Source organism: Streptomyces anthophorae, assembly GCF_049310305.1.
Classification (GTDB): Bacteria; Actinomycetota; Actinomycetes; order Streptomycetales; family Streptomycetaceae; genus Streptomyces.
Genome location: NZ_JBLWQQ010000001.1, coordinates 3,313,783 through 3,331,468, shown reverse-complemented (window position 1 = coordinate 3,331,468; position 17,686 = coordinate 3,313,783). Strand labels below are relative to the sequence as shown.

The following is a 17,686-nucleotide window of genomic DNA, read 5'->3' as shown; positions in this document are numbered from 1 at the left end:
GTCCCTTCGGCTGCCCTGCTGGACGAGTGACGACGAGGACCGGACCATGACCGAATCCAGTGAGTGGCTCATCTACCGTGGCGCCGGCGAACCCCACGAGGGCCTCGACCGCCTGCCCCCGCCGCCGCCCTGGCGCGACTTCTCGGGGCGGGGCGGAGGCGGTGGGGACGGCTCCGAGGACCGCAGGCTCGGCGCGCACCGGCACCTGGCGGAGCTGCACAGGCCCGGCGCCGAAGAGCTCGAAATGATCAACGCGGCGCTGTATCTGCGCCGCCCCCTGCTCGTGACGGGCAGCCCCGGCGCGGGCAAGAGCACGCTCGCGCACTCGGTGGCGTACGAGCTGGGGCTCGGCAACGTCCTGCGCTGGTCCATCGTCAGCCGCTCCACGCTCCAGGACGGGCTCTACCACTACGACGCGATCGCCCGCCTCCAGGACGTGCAGATCGCGGCGCAGGGCGGATTCGGCTCGGCGGCCGGGTCGCCGGGGGCCGTCGAGGGGATCGGCAGCTACATCAGGCTCGGGCCGCTGGGCACCGCGCTGCTGCCCTCGCGGACGCCGCGCGTGCTGCTCATCGACGAGCTCGACAAGAGCGACATCGACCTGCCCAACGACCTGCTGAACGTGCTGGAGGAGGGCGAGTTCGCGATACCCGAACTCGAACGGGTCGCCGACCGGTTGCCGGACGGCGAGGCGGAGGTGCTCACCGCCGACGGCGTCAAGGTCCGCGTCAGGGACGGCCGGGTGCGCTGCAACGCCTTCCCGTTCGTGGTGCTCACCAGCAACGGGGAGCGCGACTTCCCCGCCCCGCTGATGCGTCGCTGCATCCACCTCGAACTCGGCAGGCCCGACCACAACCGGCTCGCCACCTTCGTACGTGCCCACCTCGGCGACGAGGCGGCACGCGCGGGCGACGACCTGATCAACCGGTTCCTGGAGCGCTCGCGCAGCGAACTCCTCGCGACCGACCAGCTGTTGAACGCGATCTACCTGACCGACGCGGCCGCCCCCACCAGCCGCGAGTCCTTCGCCGACCTCCTGATCCAGCGACTCGACCGCCCGAGGTGAAGCGGTGACTCCCGACGCGACGGCGCGTCAGGGTCCCGGTTCGCCCTCGGAGCCCGGACCCCGGGGCGGCGACCCCGTCGCCGAACTCATCGCCAGGCTGCGGCGGATCGGGCTCGACCCCGACGCGGAAGGGCTGTGCGACGCACTGTGGCTGGCCGGGTACGCGCGCCCCGCGCGGGCCGAGGAGCAGCCGGAGCCCGGCCCCGGGCCAAGGCCCCCCTTCGTCGGGCCGCGACCGGCGCCGGTGCTGCCCGACCCGCGCCCCGCGCCACCGGAGCCCGAGCCCGAGCGGCCCGCGCCCCAGGTGTACGACGAGGGCGGCGAGCGGCGCGTCGCGCTGTACCCGGTCCCGCGCTCCGGCAGCGGTCGGGCGCGCGGCGGCGGCCGTACCGCCCCGCTCCCGGTCGGTGTCCCGGCGGCGCCCGCGTTCCCCGCACCGCTCGAACTCCAGCGCGCCCTGCGGCCGTTGCAGGGCTACCGCAGCGCCGCCCCGCCGCTGCGCTCGGTGCTCGACGAGACCGCGACCGCGGAGCGCACCGCGCGCGCGGGCGGCCTCGTGCTGCCGGTGTTCCGCGCGGTGACCCGCGCCGACGCGCGCCTGAGCCTCGTGATGGACGCCTCCTCGTCGATGCGCGTGTGGGACCGGATGTTCACCGAACTGGAGCAGGTCTTCAGCCGGTTGGGGGCCTTCTGGGACATCCAGGTCAGCTATCTGCACGAGGGCCCGGACGCGCAGGCCGCCGTCAGCCGCAGCCCCGAGCTGTACGGGGCGCCCCTGCACTCCACCGACCGGCTCAGCGACCCGTCGGGCCGCCAGATCACCCTCCTCGTCAGCGACTGCGCGGGCCCGCTGTGGCGCAGCGGCCGGGCCCACCGCCTCCTGCACCAGCTGGCACGGCAGGCGCCCGCCGCCGTGCTGCAACCCCTGCCGCAGCGCATGTGGAACAGGACCCGGCTCCCGGTCTCGTACGGGGAGTTGAGCCGCGGCGAGGCACTGGGCGGCGCCGCGGCGCTGCGCGTGCGGACGGCGGCGGGGCCCTCGGCGCAGGCCCGCGCGGGCGCGCTCCCGGTGCCCGTGCTGCCGCCCGAGCCGGTGGCGCTCGGCGCCTGGGCGCGCCTCCTGTCGGGGGCTGGCGCCGGGCCGGTCTCCGGGGCCGTCGGCTGGGTCAGGGCGGACCAGCGGCGGGCGTCGGCGGGGCGGCAGGCGCAGCGGCCCTCCGTGCTCGAACTGGTCTCCCGGTTCCGCTCCACCGCCTCACCGGACGCGAGCCGGCTCGCCGGATTCCTGGCGGCGGCCCCGCTGTGCCTGCCGGTGATGCAACTGGTGCAGCGGACCATGCTGCCCGGATCGGGCCCGTCCGAACTGGCCGAGGTGCTGCTCAGCGGCCTGCTCACGCGCACCAAGGCGGAGCACGGGGGCGGCGGTGGCGATGGCGTCCAGTGGTACGAGTTCGCGCCGGGCGTGCAGGAGGCGCTGCTCGGACCGCTCGGCAGGGACGAGGCGGTGCTGGTCCTCAAGCACTGCTCGGAGTACATCGAGGCCCGTTTCGGCAAGGGCGGCCCCAACTTCCCGGCGCTCGCGCTGGCCCAGCTCGGCGACGGAGGCGGGGACGGCGGCCGCGACACCGGCACCGACCGCCCCACCGGCTCCGGCACCGGATACCGTCCCCCGCACCCCGTCGACGGCGACAACGGGGAGGGCGGGGTGAACGGCCCCGGCCTGGTCCCGCAGCCCTTCGCCGAGGTCGCCGCGCGGGTCCTGGAGCGCTTCATGCCGCTGCCCGAACAGTTCGCGCCGTACGGACGCCCGGGGCGCGACGGGTCCCAGGAAGCACCACCCACCCACCCCGCCGTCACCCGCGCCCGCTCGCTCGCCGCCCGCTTCGACAGCGACCGGATGGTGCAGGACCTCATCGACGCGGTGCAGCTGCTGCGCGGCGCCGCCGAGCACGAGTCGCCCACGGAGCGGGACTTCGAGCTGTGGGCCGAGTACGCCCACTGTGTGCTGCGCCTGTGGGAGGTGCAGGGCGGAGCGGAGCTGCTGCGCGAGGCCGAGCAGGCCGCCGAGCGCGCCGCCGCCCACCCGCACGCGCTGCGCGAACGTGCCGTCCTCGCGCGCGTGCTCTCCACCGCCGCCACGGACCGCAGGCGCCGCGGCGACCGGAGCGGCGCGCTCGAACTCCTGCGCAGGGCCGACCGGGAGTACGCGGTGGCCTGCTCGGCGCCCGACCTCGCGGAGCCGGAGGCGCTGCGGCTCACCCTGGAGCGCGTCACCGCCCTGGAGGCGCAGTGGCGGCTCGGCGGCGACAGCGCGCTGCTCCAGGGCGCCGTCGGCATGCTGGAGGCGTTCGTCGACACCTGGCAGGGCCGCAGCCACCCGCCCGAACTCCCGCTCGCGCACGGGCGCATCCTGCTCCGGCTGTCCGGCGTCGCCGCCGAGGGCGAGCAGGCCGTCAAGTACGCGGAACAGGCGGCGGGTTCGCTGCGCACCGCCCTCAACGGCGAGGCGCAGGACCCGGGCGGCGTGCCGCGGGTGCGGGTGCTGCTCGACCTGGTGGACGCCCTGCTCGTCTGCGGCGACGGGCTCGACGAGGCGGCGGCCCGGGTCGACGAGGCCCTCGCGGCCGCCCGCGACCAGCGGCTGCGCGCCGCGGTCCTGATGCGGGCCGCCCGCGTCGCCCGCGCCCGGCACGCCGAGTCCGGCGACCCGCGCGAACTCCAGGAAGCCGCACGCCACTTCGAGCAGGCGGCGCACTGGATGCCGAGGGACTCCGCGGCCCACGCCGACGCGCTCGCCGAGTGGGGCGAGGTGCTGCTGCTCCGGGCGGGCGCCGAACCGTCGACGCCCGCCGAGCAGGACGCCCTGTCCCGGGCGATCAGGGTGCTGCGGGACTGCCGCGCCCAGACCCCGGCGGGCAGCGCCCGGCTCGCCCACCGGCTGCTGCTGCTCGGCCGCGCCCTGATGCTGCGCTACCGCGCGCGGGGGGACCGCGTCGACCTGCGCGAGGCCGAGTACCTCCTGGGCCTCGCCGCCGCCGAGGCGGACGACTTCCTGCCCGCGGCGCGCAGCTGGCTGGAGCTCGGGCAGGTGCAGTTCGAGGTGTTCCGCAGCCTCGGCCGCCCGGCCCGCCTCGACGAGGCGGTGGACGCCTTCCGGTACGCCGCCGAGTCGGCCCGCGGCGCCGAACGGGAGGCCGATACCGAGCGGTCCCGCCAGGAAGCCGTGCTTCTGGGCGCGCAGGCACACCACTTGCGGGGTATGTCCTACGAAGCGGCGGCACGCCCGCGTGCGGCCCGTGAGGCCTATCGGGCGGCCCGCCGCGAGTGGTCGAGGCTGTCGGACGACAACGTGACCAGGAGCGGACCGACGGCACGGCAGACAGCGGAGCGCCTCGCCGAGCTGGACTGACACCGGGCCGTCGGCCGGGGGAGAGGGGACGTCATGCACGCACAGGAGCCATGTCAGGAGCCGCACCGGGAGCCGGCCGAGCCGTGCCCGGATCTCACCGCCCTGAGCCTCGCCGAACTGCGCGAGGCCCGGCACCCCGTCCTGGACGAGGTCCTCGCGGACCTGCGGGAGCGTGAGGAGCGCCCCGGGGAGATGCTCTGGGGGTTCAACAGCGCGCTCTGACGCGCCGCGCTCGTGCGCGGAGCCGATTTCGGTCGCCGCGCGCGAGCGAACCGGACAACGTTGAACCGACCACGTTTGTGCCGCGCACCCCACCGGGAAGGCGCCCCTTACGCGCGAGCCCGTACTGCGGGCGCACGGCATGGGGGGTACCGGAGTGGCTGGAGTCTCCGAAGGTGCCGTCGGGCGGACACCGCGGCAACGGCCCGTCCCCTTCCGGCAGTTCGTCGTGAAGGTGCACGGCCGCTGCAACCTAGCCTGTCGCTACTGCTACCTGTACGAGGGGCCCGACCGCACCTGGAGCACCCGCCCCGCCGCCGCGTCGCCCGAGGTCCTCGACCGCACCGCGACCCGGATCGCCGAGCACGCGCGCGTACACGCGCTCCCGCACCTCTCGCTCGTCCTGCACGGCGGTGAACCGCTGCTCGCGGGCGCCGCCGCGCTCGGCCGCTTCACCGGCCTCGTCCGCGAACGGGCCCCCGCGGGGTGCCAGGTGCACGCCGTCGTACAGACCAACGCCACCCTGCTCACCGAGCGGCGCCTCGCGACCCTCGCCCGGCACGGCGTCCGCGTCGGCATCAGCCTCGACGGCGGCCTGGAGACCCACAACGCCCGCCGTGTCGACCGCGCCGGACGCCCCTCCTGGGCCGCCGCCGCCCGCGGGGCCCGGCTGACCGCCGAGCGCTTCCCGGACTCGTACGCCGGGATCCTCGCCGTGATCGACCCCGCGCAGGACCCGGTGGAGACGTACGAATCGCTGCTCACGCTCCGCCCACCGGCGCTCGACCTGCTGCTTCCGCACGGCAACTGGTCCGCGCCGCCGCCCGGCTGGGAGCCGAGCGGAGAGGCGTACGGCGGCTGGCTGTGCGCCGCCTTCGACCGCTGGTGGGGCGCCGGGCGCCGGGAGACCCGGGTGCGCCTCTTCGAGGAGTGCCTCGCCCTCCTGCTCGGCCTGCCCTCGTCCGTCGAACCGCTCGGCCTCGCCCCCTTCGACGCCGTCGTCGTCGAGACAGACGGGACGATCGAGCAGGTCGACTCGCTCAAGTCTGCCTACGACGGCGCCGCGTGGACCGGACTCGACGTCTTCCGGCACGACTTCGACGCGGCGCTCGCCCACCCCGCCGTCGCCGCCCGGCAGGCGGGCGCCGCCGCGCTCGCCGCCGACTGCCGGGCCTGCCCGCTGCTCGACGTCTGTGGCGGCGGCCAGTACGCCCACCGCTACCGCGCGGGACACGGGTTCGCCAACCCGTCCGTGTACTGCGCGGACCTCCAGCGCTTCATCCGTCATGTGGCGGCGGTGCTCACCGCGGACACGGTGCCCGCCGCCCACCCCGAAGGGGACTCCCCTTGACCTCCGTCATGCTTCCGGCGATCCCGGACCACGCCCTGACCGAACTCGGCCGCACCGAAGGCGGCCCGCGCGCCCTCGAACTGCTCGTCCGCGCCCAGGACACCCGCAGGCTGCTCGCGCTGCGCGCCGTGCTCGACGCCGCGACGGAAGCCGACCCACGGCTGTGCCCGCCGCCCGCCCGCAGGCGCCTCCAGGAGGACTGGGCGCTCATGGAGGCGGCGGACGCCACGACCGCGCGGCCCGCCGACTCGCCCGCCCGCGAACGCCTCCTGCACCCCCTGGTCGGCCCCTGGGCCCAGCGCTGCCTGACGCTGCTGCGCACCGACCCGGCCCGCCCCGGAGCACAGGAGCGCAGTCGGCGACTGGCGTACGAACTCGCCCACTTCGGCGCCCTCGCCGCGGCGGCGGCCGCCCGCGCCGGCCTCCCCTTCGACAGCCGCCTGACGTCCCGCGACGGACACCTCGGCCTGCCCTCGCTCGGCGCGCTGCGCACCTCGGCGCCCGACGGCACGGCGGTCGAAGTCACCTGCAAATACGGCCAGTTGAAGCTACGCGAGCGAGGCTCTACCCCCGTCGTCGTCCGCCTGGAGCGCGGCACCGGAGCCTGGTCCGACGACCCCGCCTGGACGCCCGCCTACGCACTGCCCGGCCTCACCGAGGGGGCGGGCCCCACCCCGCTCGACGACCTCGACCCGTACCGCGCGGCGGAGGGCGGCGCGCACTACCGGGGCGCCAGTGAACCCCTGGCCCTCGACGACGCCGAGCGCAAGCGCTGGCTGCACGCCTGGTCGGGCACCGCCGTCGAGCTGCGCCTCGGCGGCGAACAGCGGCTCACCGAGGCCGTCGCCCTGCTGCGTTGCCTCGTCCCGCTCACCGCGCCGCCCGGCTCCGACCCGTTCGACGCCACGGCCGGGACGTGCAGCGGCACCCGGCGCGAGGCCTTCGGCGCGGTCCTCAGCAGCACCCCGCCCACGGCCCCGGTGTTCGCGGCGACCCTCGTCCACGAACTCCAGCACACCAAGCTCCTCGCGGTCGCCCAGCTGGTGCCGCTGCACCGGGCGGGCGGCGCGGCCCGCCACTTCGCGCCGTGGCGCCCCGACCCGCGCCCCTTCGACGGGCTGCTCCAGGGCGCGTACTCGCACCTGGCGCTCGCCGACTTCCACCAGCGGCGCGCGCTGCGCGTCGGCAGGACCGCCGAGCGCGAGTCGGCGTGGGCCGTGCACGCGCGCTGCAAGGCGCAGGTCGGCGCCGCGCTCCCCGCCGTCGTCGGGTCGACGGACCTCACCCCGCAGGGGCGGCGCCTCGTGGACCAGATGGTCGCCACCTACGAACGGCTCGACGAGCACCCGCCGCCCCGCGGGCACGCCGCACGCGCGCGTGCCTATGTGGACGCGGCCCGAACTCTGTTCTCCGCACGTCGGATGCGGTCAACTGGGTGATATTCGGGGCCGGTTGGGGCGAGGATCGGGGCATGAGCGAGAAGGGATGCGAGCGCGGCGCGCGCAGCCGGGGCGGGGCCGTCCCGGCCCTGTCGCGGTGTCGTGCCGAGGTTCTACGATTACGTGCCGGGAGGCCGCTGCATGTCTGCAATCCGTAGGCCGGTCGGAGCCACCGGCAAGGGCGCCGGGAAACCCACGGTCACCATCAGCTTCGCCGGGTTCAACCGGGCCTGGGCGGCCTGGATCGGGGACCGCCTCGAGCGGCGCGGCCTGCGGGTCGTCTACGCGCGCTGGGACTCCCGCGCCGACGTCCCGCTCGCCGACCTGCTGGGCGACCTGTTGCTCGCAGAGGGCCGCATCCTCGTCATCGTCAGCGAGTGGTACTTCCAGCTCGGCCCGCGCACCCACGAGGAGTGGAACGCGGCGCTGCGCCGGGTCGTCGCCCCCGACGCCGACCGGTTCGCGGCCGTCTCCGTCACCACCGCCCCGCTGCCCACCGCCACGACCGTGCTGGCCGCGACGCAGCTCACCAACATGGGCGCCGACGAGGCGGAGCGCCGCCTGCTCGACCGGCTCGACCTGCCGACGGACCCGCTGCCCGAGACGCCGGCCGGAGAGCGGCGCGGGCCGCGCTTCCCCGCCTCCATGCCCGAGGTGTGGGGCGGGGTCCCGCGCCGCAACACGCGCTTCACCGGCCGCGAGCCGCTGCTCAACGACGCGTACCACCTGCTCCAGGGCGCCGAACCCGGCGCGGGCGTGCTCACCATGCACGGCATGTCCGGGGTCGGCAAGACCCAGCTGGCCGCCGAATACGTCTACCGCTTCGGCTCCGAGTACGACGTCGTGTGGTGGGTCAACGCCGAGGGCCGGGTCACGTACCGCCGTCTGATGGCCGAACTCGCCCCGAAGCTCGGCCTGTCCACCGGGCCCGAGTACGGCGAGCGGCTGCGCGCCGTGCGCGACTCGCTGCGCCGCGGCGACCCGTACGGGCGCTGGCTGCTCGTCCTGGACGGCGCCGACGAACCCGACCAGATCTGGGACCTGGTGCCCACGGGCCCGGGACACGTCCTGATCACCTCCAGGAACCCGGAGTGGACCGAGCACAACAGCAAGCTCCTGGAGGTGCCGGTCTACTCCCGCGACGAGTCCGTCGCCTTCATCCGCCGCCGCGCGCCCCGGCTCTCCGAACCGGACGCCGACCAGCTCGCCGAGGCCCTGGAGGACCTGCCGCTGCTGCTGGACCAGACGGCCGGCTGGCTCAACGACTCGGACATGTCCGTCGAGGAGTACATCGGGCTCCTGGAGGGCGGCATCGACCAGGACGTCGTCAAGGTCTCCGCCGACTTCCCCGTCGCCTTCCAGACTGCCTGGTCGATCCTGCTCAACAAGCTGCGCGAGACCGTCCCCGAGTCCATCGACCTGCTGCGCCTGTGCACGTTCTTCGCGCCCGGGTTCATCCCCGTACGCCTCCTGCGCGAGATGCCGCACGACGAACTGCCCGAGCAGGTCGCCGGGCTGCTCAACGACCCGCTGCTGTGGAACAAGGCGATCAACCAGCTGCGCCAGTACTCCGTCGTCCGCCTGGAGTCCCACGAGACGGTCGGCGACGAGTCGGCCGCGGCGGGCGAGTCCCTGTATCTGCACCGCATGGTCCACCAGATCGTGCACAAGGACATGCCCGACGAGGACCGGCGCGAGTTCATCGACGTCGTCCGCAGGGCGCTCGCCGCCGCCGACCCGGGCCGCGCCACCGACACCCGCCTGTGGGACGAGTACGCGGCGATCGTGCCGCACCTGAAGTACGCCGACGTCCTTCAGAGCAAGGACCGCAAGGTCCAGAACATGGTCCTCAACTGCCTGCGCTACATGTTCTTCACCGGCGAGTACGTCTCCGGCATCAAGCTCGGCGAGCGCGCCCTCGCCACCTGGAAGCGCCGCCTCGGCGAGACCCACCAGCGGATCTGGGACCTCTCGTACCACCTGTCCAACCTGCTGCGCGCGGCCGGCGAGTACGAGCGGGCCGAGGAGATCGGGCGGACCGCCGTCGACCACCTGCTGGTCGAGCGCGGCGCGCAGGACCTGGACTACCTGCGCGCCAACATGGGCCGCGGCGCCGACCTGTGGGGCCTCGGCCGCTACGAGGAAGCGCGGGAACTGTACGACTGGCTGTACCCGGCCTACCGCGAACTCCTCGGCGAGCAGGACTCCCGGACCCTCAACGCCCTGAACAACCTGGGCTTCGCGCTGCGCCTGCTCGGCCGCTACAAGGAGAGCCTCGACATCGACCGGCGCACCCTGGAGGCACGCAGGCTGCTCCTCAAGAGCCGCCACCCCTGGGCGCTGTTCTCCGAGATCCACTACGCGACGAACCTGCGCCTGCTCGGCCGCTACACCGAGGCCGAGTCCATGCAGGCGAAGAACGTGCGCGAGTACCGCATCGTCATGGGCGGCGACAACCCGCAGACGCTGCTCGCCGAGCACAACCTCGCGCAGTGCCTCTACCGGCTCGGCGACCACGGCCGGGCGGGACCGCTGTTCACCCGCGTCCGGGAGCGTTACGAGCGACAGCTCGGGGACAACGACCCGCAGACGCTGGCCGCCGCCGTCAGCCACAGCTGCTTCGCCCGCGAGCACGGCGACATCGACCAGGCGCGGGAGACCAGCGAGTACGTCCTCGCGCGCTACGAGGAGAGGCTCGCCCAAGGCCACCCGTTCATCGCGGGGGCCCGCGCCAACCACGCGCTGATCCTGCGCAGCGTGGGTGAGCGGGATCTGGCGCACGAGCTGATCGAGCGGGCGATGGCCGACATGGCCGACGCGGTGGGCGAGGACCACCCGTGGACCGTGGGCTGCGCCGTCAACGCGTCGGCGCTGCGCAACCTCGTCGGCGACACCGAGTCCGCGGCCGGCCTCAGCGCGTCGGCGGCCGCCCGCGCGGCGGAGACCCTCGGCCGTACGCATCCGCTCACCCTCACGGCGCGCGTCGCGCACGCGGCCGACCTGCGGGGCCTCGGCAACCGGCAGGAGGCGGAGAAGACCGAGCAGGAGGCGCTGTCCGACCTGACGGCGACACTGGGCAAGCAGCACGTCCACACCCTGTCGGCGCGGGCCCGCAACCGGCCCTACTGGGACTTCGAGCCGCAGGTGACGTGAGCCGTTCGGGAACGGAACGGCCGAAGGCCCGGCCCCCTTTCGGGGACCGGGCCTTCGGTCTGTCGCTGTGCTCCGGGGACTAGGCCTCGAAGACCTCGCGCACCAGCTGCTCCTGCTCGGCCTGGTGGCGCTTGGCCGAGCCGACGGCCGGGGACGAGCCGTGCGGCCGCGAGATGCGGCGCAGACGCTCGGCACCCGGGATGTCGGCGCCGACGGCCAGATCCAGGTGGTCGATCAGGTTGAGCGCGATGAACGGCCACGCACCCTGGTTCGCCGGCTCCTCCTGCGCCCAGAGGTACTTCTCGGCGTTCGGGAACTTGGCGATCTCGGCCTGGAGCTCGGCACCCGGCAGCGGGTACAGGCGCTCGACGCGGATGATCGCGGTGTCGGTGACGCCGCTCTTCTTCCGCTCGGCCTCGAGGTCGTAGTACAGCTTGCCCGCCACGAAGACGACCTTCTTGATGGCCTTCGGGTCCGTGGCGCCCGAGTCGACCTCGGTGTCGCCGATGACCGGACGGAAGCCTCCCGTCGTGAACTCCTCCACCTTCGACGCGGCGGCCTTGAGGCGCAGCATCGACTTCGGCGTGAAGACCACCAGCGGCTTGTGGTGCGGGTTGTGCACCTGCCACCGCAGGAGGTGGAAGTAGTTCGACGGGAGCGTCGGCATCGCGACCGTCATGTTGTTCTGCGCGCAGAGCTGGAGGAAGCGCTCGACACGGGCCGAGGAGTGGTCCGGGCCCTGGCCCTCGTAGCCGTGCGGCAGCAGCAGCGTGACGCCGGAGGTCTGGCCCCACTTCTGCTCGGCGGCCGAGATGTACTCGTCGACGACGGTCTGCGCGCCGTTGACGAAGTCACCGAACTGCGCCTCCCACATCACGAGGGACTCGGGACGCGCGAGCGAGTAGCCGTACTCGAAGCCCATGACCGCGTACTCGGAGAGCAGCGAGTCGTAGACGTTGTACCGGGCCTGGTCGGGCGACAGGTAGAGGAGCGGGGTGAAGTCCTCGCCCGTCTTGTTGTCGATGAGGACCGCGTGGCGCTGACCGAAGGTGCCGCGGCGCGAGTCCTGGCCGGAAAGACGGACCGGCGTGCCCTCCAGGAGCAGCGAGCCGATGGCGAGGGTCTCGCCCATGCCCCAGTCGATCGTCCCGTCCTCGATCATGGTGGCGCGACGCTGAAGCTGCGGCAGCAGACGCGGGTGCACCGTGACGTGGTCCGGGATGTTGACCTGGGACTCGGCGATGCGCTTGACGACCTCCTGGGAGATCGCCGTCTGCACGGCCACCGGGAACTCGGCCTGCGGGTCGGGGACCTCGGCGGCGCCCGGGTGCGCGACGGCCTCGCGGACCTCCGTGAAGACCTTCTCCAGCTGGCCCTGGAAGTCCTGGAGCGCCTGCTCGGCCTCTTCCAGGGTGATGTCGCCGCGACCGATGAGGGACTCGGTGTAGAGCTTGCGCACCGAGCGCTTCTTGTCGATCAGGTCGTACATCAGCGGCTGCGTGAACGCCGGGTTGTCCGACTCGTTGTGACCGCGGCGGCGGTAGCAGATGAGGTCGATGACGACGTCCTTGTTGAACGCCTGGCGGAACTCGAAGGCCAGACGGGCAACGCGGACGACGGCCTCGGGGTCGTCGCCGTTCACGTGGAAGATCGGCGCCTCGATCATGCGGGCCACGTCCGTGGCGTACATGGAGGAGCGCGAGGACTCCGGGGCGGCGGTGAAGCCGACCTGGTTGTTGATGACGATGTGGACCGTGCCGCCCGTGCGGTAGCCGCGCAGCTGCGACATGTTGAGCGTCTCGGCGACCACACCCTGGCCCGCGAAGGCCGCGTCACCGTGCAGGGCGACGGGCAGGACCGTGAAGTCCGTGCCGCCCTTGTTGATGATGTCCTGCTTGGCGCGGACGATGCCCTCGATGACCGGGTCGACCGTCTCCAGGTGGGACGGGTTGGCGGCCAGCGAGACGTTGATCTGCTCGCCGTCCAGGCCGGTGAAGGTGCCCTGGGCGCCCAGGTGGTACTTCACGTCGCCGGAGCCGTGCATCGACTTCGGGTCGAGGTTGCCCTCGAACTCCCGGAAGATCTGCGCGTACGACTTGCCGACGATGTTCGCCAGGACGTTCAGACGGCCGCGGTGGGCCATGCCGATGACGACCTCGTCGAGGCGGTTCTCGGCGGCGGAGTCGATGACCGCGTCGAGCAGCGGGATGACGGACTCGCCGCCCTCCAGGGAGAACCGCTTCTGACCGACGTACTTGGTCTGGAGGAAGGTCTCGAAGGCCTCCGCCGAGTTCAGCCGGCGCAGGATGCGCAGCTGCTCCTCGCGCTCCGGCTTGGCGTGCGGCCGCTCGATGCGGTCCTGGAGCCAGCGGCGCTGCTTCGGGTCCTGGATGTGCATGAACTCGACGCCGGTGGTGCGGCAGTACGAGTCGCGCAGCACGCCGAGGACGTCGCGCAGCTTCATCATCGACTTGCCGGCGAAGCCGCCGACGGCGAACTCGCGCTCCAGGTCCCACAGCGTGAGCCCGTGCTCGGTGATGTCGAGGTCGGGGTGCTTGCGCTGCTGGTACTCCAGCGGGTCGGTGTCGGCCATGACGTGGCCGCGGACCCGGTAGGAGTGGATCAGCTCGAAGACGCGGGCGGCCTTGGTGACGTCGTCGTCGTGCGAGGCGTCGATGTCCTTGAGCCAGCGGACCGGCTCGTAGGGGATCCGCAGGGCCTTGAAGATCTCGTCGTAGAACTCGTTCTCACCGAGGAGGAGGTTCGCGACGATGCGCAGGAACTCGCCGGAGGCGGCGCCCTGGATGACCCGGTGGTCGTAGGTCGACGTGAGCGTCATGACCTTCGAGATGCCGAGCTTGTTCAGCGTGTCCTGGGACGTGCCCTGGAACTCCGCCGGGTAGTCCATGGAACCGACGCCCATGATGACCGACTGTCCGGGCATCAGGCGCGGGACCGAGTGGACGGTGCCGAGGCCGCCGGGGTTGGTCAGGGAGACCGTCACACCGGTGAAGTCGTCCATGCCGAGCTTGCCGTCACGGGCGCGCCGGACGATGTCCTCGTAGGCCTGCCAGAACTCGAAGAAGTTCAGCGTCTCGGCCTTCTTGATGCCCGCGACGACCAGCTGGCGGTCGCCGTTCGGCTTCACGAGGTCGATGGCCAGACCGAAGTTGATGTGGTCCGGCTTGACCAGCGTGGGCTTGCCGTCCTTCTCCGCGAAGGAGTAGTTCATCGACGGCATGGCCTTGATGGCCTGCACCATGGCGTAGCCGATGAGGTGCGTGAAGGAGATCTTCCCGCCCCGGGCCCGCTTCAGGTGGTTGTTGATGACGATGCGGTTGTCGAACAGCAGCTTCACCGGGACCGCGCGCACGGACGTCGCCGTGGGGACCTCGATGGACTTGTTCATGTTCTTCGCGACGGCGGCGGCGGGACCGCGCAGCGTCACGAGCTCGGGGCCGGCAGGGGCCTCGGTCGTCACTTCTTCAGCCTTCTTCGGTACGGGGGTGGCGGCGGCAGCGGCCGGCTTCGGCGCGGTGGGCGCGGCCGGTGCGGCGGGCTTCGCGGGGGCCGGAGCGGCAGCCTGTGCGGGAGCTGCGGCTGCGGGCTTCGCGGGCGCGGCGGGGGCCTGCGCTGCTGGTGCGGCCGGGGCCGCGGGCTTCTCGGCCGGCTTCGGGGTCGTCGCGGCCCCCGCGGCCGCGGCACCTGGCTTGTAGTCGGCGAAGAAGTCCCACCAGGCTCGGTCAACCGAATTCGGGTCCTGGAGGTACTGCTGATAGATCTCGTCGACGAGCCACTCGTTGGGGCCGAAGGCCGCAGCAGGGCTCTTGCCCTGCCCGGCTTGGTCGGTCTCGGTGGAGATGCTCGAGTTACTGGGGGACTGTGGCGACACGGCGGTAACCGCCCTCTTCCGCTTCTCACAAGGTGATGGACAGCGGGAATAAAGGCTACGCCTCCATTGACGAGACGTGCAGACCGGGCCGGTCATCCGTCACGTAAGTCACATCGGAAGTCGCGTTTCGGGCCGGGAAATGGCGGGAAACAACCGGGGTTTCGGTACGTTCGGATGCGCGCCCGGCGTGTTCGTGTCTGCCCGGCGCGCTCTTGACCCTTGCCTGACCGAAACCCTACGTCAACTTTGCGTTCCGGGCTCTCCCGGAAGAGTGACCTTGATCCGGCAGCCCCGAGCGGATTCGGCCACCCGGATCTGTCCGCCGTGCAGTTCCACGGCCCAGCGGGCGATGGCGAGGCCGAGGCCCGTGCCGCCGTCGCCCTTGTCGCCGGTGGCGGCGCCCTGGTTGAAGCGCTCGAAGACCTTGTGCCACTCGGACTGCGGGATGCCGGGGCCCTCGTCGATCACCTCGAGGTCGAGGGATTCGGGGTAGGGGCCGCGGCGGGCGAGCACGGTGACACGGCCGTGCTGCGGAGAGTGCTTCACCGCGTTGTCGATGAGGTTCGCCACGACCTGGTGGATGCGCTCCGGGTCGGCGTTCGCCGTCAGCTCCGGCGGCGAGACGTCGAGGTGCAGATGGACGTCCGTCCGCGTGTGGGTGCCGGATCCTGAGGCGAGTCCCGCGCGCTGGGAGACCGCCATGTTGGCCTCCTTCAGGACGCCCGACAGGTACGGCCAGACCTCGAAGCGGCGCGTCTTCAGCGGCACGACGCCGTTGTCCAGGCGGGACAGGTCGAGCAGCGTGTCGACGAGGCGGCCGAGCCGCTCCGTCTGTTTGAGCGCCGTGCGCATCGTCTCGGGGTCGGCGGCCATCACGCCGTCGACGACGTTCTCCAGGACCGCGCGCAGGCCCGCGATGGGCGTGCGCAGCTCGTGCGAGACATTGGCCACGAGCTCTTTGCGCTGCTGGTCCTGGGCCGCCAGCTCGTCGGCCATGCGGTTGATGGTGACCGCGAGGTCACCGATCTCGTCGCGGCGGCCCGCGCCGCGCACCCGGCGCGAGTAGTCGCCGTTGGAGATGAACCGGGCCACCGTGTTCATCTCGTCGAGCGGGGCCGTCAGCGAGTGCGCCACGAACTGCGTGATCAGCAGCGTGGCGATGATCGAGAACACGGTGATGAAGCGCAGCTCCGTCGCCGTGTACATCGCCACCATGAGCAGGCCCGTGGTGATGAAGACCGAGACGACGACGAGCGTGCCCAGCTTCGCCTTCACGGAGAAGGGGCGCAGACCGCCGGACGCCCACTGCGGGTTGAACGGCGGCCGGTGCGGCCGCCCGCCCGGTGCCCGGTTCCGGTCCGCGGTGCTCACGGGTTCGGCGTCTCCAGCGCGTAGCCCACGCCGTGCACGGTGCGGATGCGCTCCGCGCCGATCTTCCGGCGCAGCGCCTTGATGTGGCTGTCGACGGTGCGGGTGCCCGAGGCGTCCGCCCAGTCCCACACCTCGGCGAGCAGCTGCTCACGGGAGAGGACCGCGCGCGGCGTGTTCGCCAGGCACACGAGGAGGTCGAACTCGGTGGGAGTGAGGTGCACGTCCTCGCTCCTGACCCGCACGCGGCGCTGCGCGTGGTCGATCTCCAGCTCGCCGAGCCGCAGTATGCCGCTGCGCGGCGTCGTGGCGGCCAGCGCGGCCCGCTCGACGCGGCGGAGCAGCACGTGCACGCGCGCCGCCAGCTCCCGCATGGAGAACGGCTTGGTCATGTAGTCGTCGGCTCCCACACCGAGGCCGACGAGCATGTCCGTCTCGTCGTCGCGCGCCGTGAGCATCATGACCGGCACCGGACGCTGGGCCTGCACGCGGCGGCAGACCTCCAGGCCGTCGAAGCCGGGCAGCATGATGTCGAGGATCAGCAGGTCGGGCTGCCAGGCCTCGGCCGTGTCCACCGCCGCCGGGCCGTCCTGCGCGGTTTGCACGAGGAATCCCTCGGCACGCAGCCGGGCGGCGATGGCATCGACGATGGTCGGATCGTCCTCGACGACCAGGACCCGTCGCTGGGCTCCCTGGGTCGTCGTGGTGGTGTTGTGGGAGGTGTGTGTCTGCTCCATCGCCCCGCCCCTGAGTGCGCGCCGTCGTGACGCGCTTGACGCTTGAATGATCGGGTTTCGGACGTCAGCGTACGGGGAGTTACCGCCGGTCGGCTACGTGGGCCTCAGTGCGAGGTGCACCACGTCAGGGACGCCCCGGACAACCGGGATCTCTTCGGTGCGCACCGCCTGGAATCCGGCATTCCGCAAGGTTTCTTCGAAATTTGCTGACGGCTGTGCGGACCATACGGCGAGAACACCGCCCGGGTCGAGTCGGTCCTTGCAGGCGGCGAGGCCCGCCGGCCCGTAAAGGGTGTCGTTGTCCTCGGTGACCGTCCACTCCGGACCGTTGTCGATGTCGAGGCAGAGCGCGTCGTAGGTGTCCGTGGTCGTGTGCAGGTGCCGTACGAGGTCGGCCTCGACGATGTCCGTGCGGGGGTCGGCGAGGGCGCGCTCGGACAACTCGCGCAGCGGGCCTTCCAGGTGCCAGTCGATGATCGCGGGCTCCCGCTCGACGACCGTGATGCCACCCCAGTGCGGATCGGCGGCCGCGTGTTCGAGGGAGAAGCCGACGCCGAGGCCGCCGATGAGGACGCGCGGTTTCTCGCGGTCGTCCAGGGCGGCGCGGGCCGAGTCGACGAGCCGCCGCTCGGAGCGGCCGTCGGAGGTGTCCATCAGGAACGTGCCGTTGGCGATGATCTGGAGCAGGTCGCCGTGACGGCGCAGGACCACCTCGCCGAAGGGGCCTTCGCGGCGATCGAGGACGACGGGTGGATCGGGGTGGTGCGGAGTCGTCATGGCCGACATTGTGGCCGAGAGGGTGGGTGGCCCGCCGGTGTTTTCTGTGTCCCACGTCTCACATGGCGCTCGTCACAGAGGGTGAACCGAACAGGTCCGCGCCGCGTCGGGGGGTGCCCGTGCGCTTCGCGTTCGCCGGCGGCGCCTCGCCCGGCCGCCGCGTGCTCACGACCGCGCACCGGGGCCCGGTCGACGTGATCGCTGACAGCGAACGCCTTCGGCGGAACATCTGGAAGCTCCCGTGCATTGAGTCCATGTAACTCAACTTGACTGCC

The 17,686-nt window shown here is 72.5% G+C and carries 10 protein-coding genes; 6 read left to right on the top strand and 4 right to left on the bottom strand.

Annotation, left to right across the window (positions count from 1 at the left end; translation table 11 throughout):
- Nucleotides 1-46: 46 nt before the first annotated feature.
- From ACNYS0_RS14755 to fxsT, 6 genes are all read left to right on the top strand, one after another.
- Nucleotides 47-1,066 (top strand): AAA family ATPase, encoded by a 1,020-nt coding sequence (locus tag ACNYS0_RS14755; RefSeq protein ID WP_422473916.1) that lies wholly within the window; start codon nt 47-49, stop codon nt 1,064-1,066.
- 4 nt (nt 1,067-1,070) lie between these two features.
- Nucleotides 1,071-4,475: an SAV_2336 N-terminal domain-related protein gene (locus tag ACNYS0_RS14750; protein WP_422473914.1), complete on the top strand. Its 3,405-nt coding sequence runs from the start codon at nt 1,071-1,073 to the stop codon at nt 4,473-4,475.
- 33 nt (nt 4,476-4,508) lie between these two features.
- Nucleotides 4,509-4,697 (top strand): FxSxx-COOH cyclophane-containing RiPP peptide, encoded by a 189-nt coding sequence (fxsA, locus tag ACNYS0_RS14745; protein WP_422473912.1) that lies wholly within the window; start codon nt 4,509-4,511, stop codon nt 4,695-4,697.
- 139 nt (nt 4,698-4,836) lie between these two features.
- Nucleotides 4,837-6,045, top strand: a complete 1,209-nt coding sequence (locus tag ACNYS0_RS14740; RefSeq protein WP_422473910.1) for an FxsB family cyclophane-forming radical SAM/SPASM peptide maturase — start codon at nt 4,837-4,839, stop codon at nt 6,043-6,045.
- Nucleotides 6,046-6,053: 8 nt separating this feature from the next.
- On the top strand, nt 6,054-7,484 hold the full coding sequence (locus ACNYS0_RS14735) for an aKG-HExxH-type peptide beta-hydroxylase (RefSeq protein ID WP_422482647.1): 1,431 nt from the start codon (nt 6,054-6,056) through the stop codon (nt 7,482-7,484).
- A gap of 141 nt (nt 7,485-7,625) precedes the next feature.
- Nucleotides 7,626-10,637 (top strand): FxSxx-COOH system tetratricopeptide repeat protein, encoded by a 3,012-nt coding sequence (gene fxsT / locus ACNYS0_RS14730; RefSeq protein WP_422473908.1) that lies wholly within the window; start codon nt 7,626-7,628, stop codon nt 10,635-10,637.
- A 79-nt stretch (nt 10,638-10,716) separates the two neighbouring features.
- Here fxsT and ACNYS0_RS14725 read toward each other — a convergent pair whose 3' ends face one another.
- From ACNYS0_RS14725 to ACNYS0_RS14710, 4 genes are all read right to left on the bottom strand, one after another.
- Nucleotides 10,717-14,529, bottom strand: coding sequence for a multifunctional oxoglutarate decarboxylase/oxoglutarate dehydrogenase thiamine pyrophosphate-binding subunit/dihydrolipoyllysine-residue succinyltransferase subunit (locus ACNYS0_RS14725; RefSeq protein ID WP_422473906.1), 3,813 nt, complete (start codon nt 14,527-14,529; stop codon nt 10,717-10,719).
- 240 nt (nt 14,530-14,769) lie between these two features.
- Nucleotides 14,770-15,819 carry a HAMP domain-containing sensor histidine kinase gene (locus ACNYS0_RS14720; protein WP_422482645.1) on the bottom strand — a complete coding sequence of 350 codons (1,050 nt, stop codon included), beginning with the start codon at nt 15,817-15,819 and terminating at the stop codon, nt 14,770-14,772.
- Between the two features lie 77 nt (nt 15,820-15,896).
- Nucleotides 15,897-16,634 carry a response regulator transcription factor gene (locus tag ACNYS0_RS14715; protein WP_266714016.1) on the bottom strand — a complete coding sequence of 246 codons (738 nt, stop codon included), beginning with the start codon at nt 16,632-16,634 and terminating at the stop codon, nt 15,897-15,899.
- Nucleotides 16,635-16,727: 93 nt separating this feature from the next.
- Entirely contained in the window at nt 16,728-17,420 is a 693-nt protein-coding gene (locus ACNYS0_RS14710) for a spermidine synthase family protein (protein WP_422473904.1), read from the bottom strand.
- Nucleotides 17,421-17,686 lie beyond the last annotated feature (266 nt).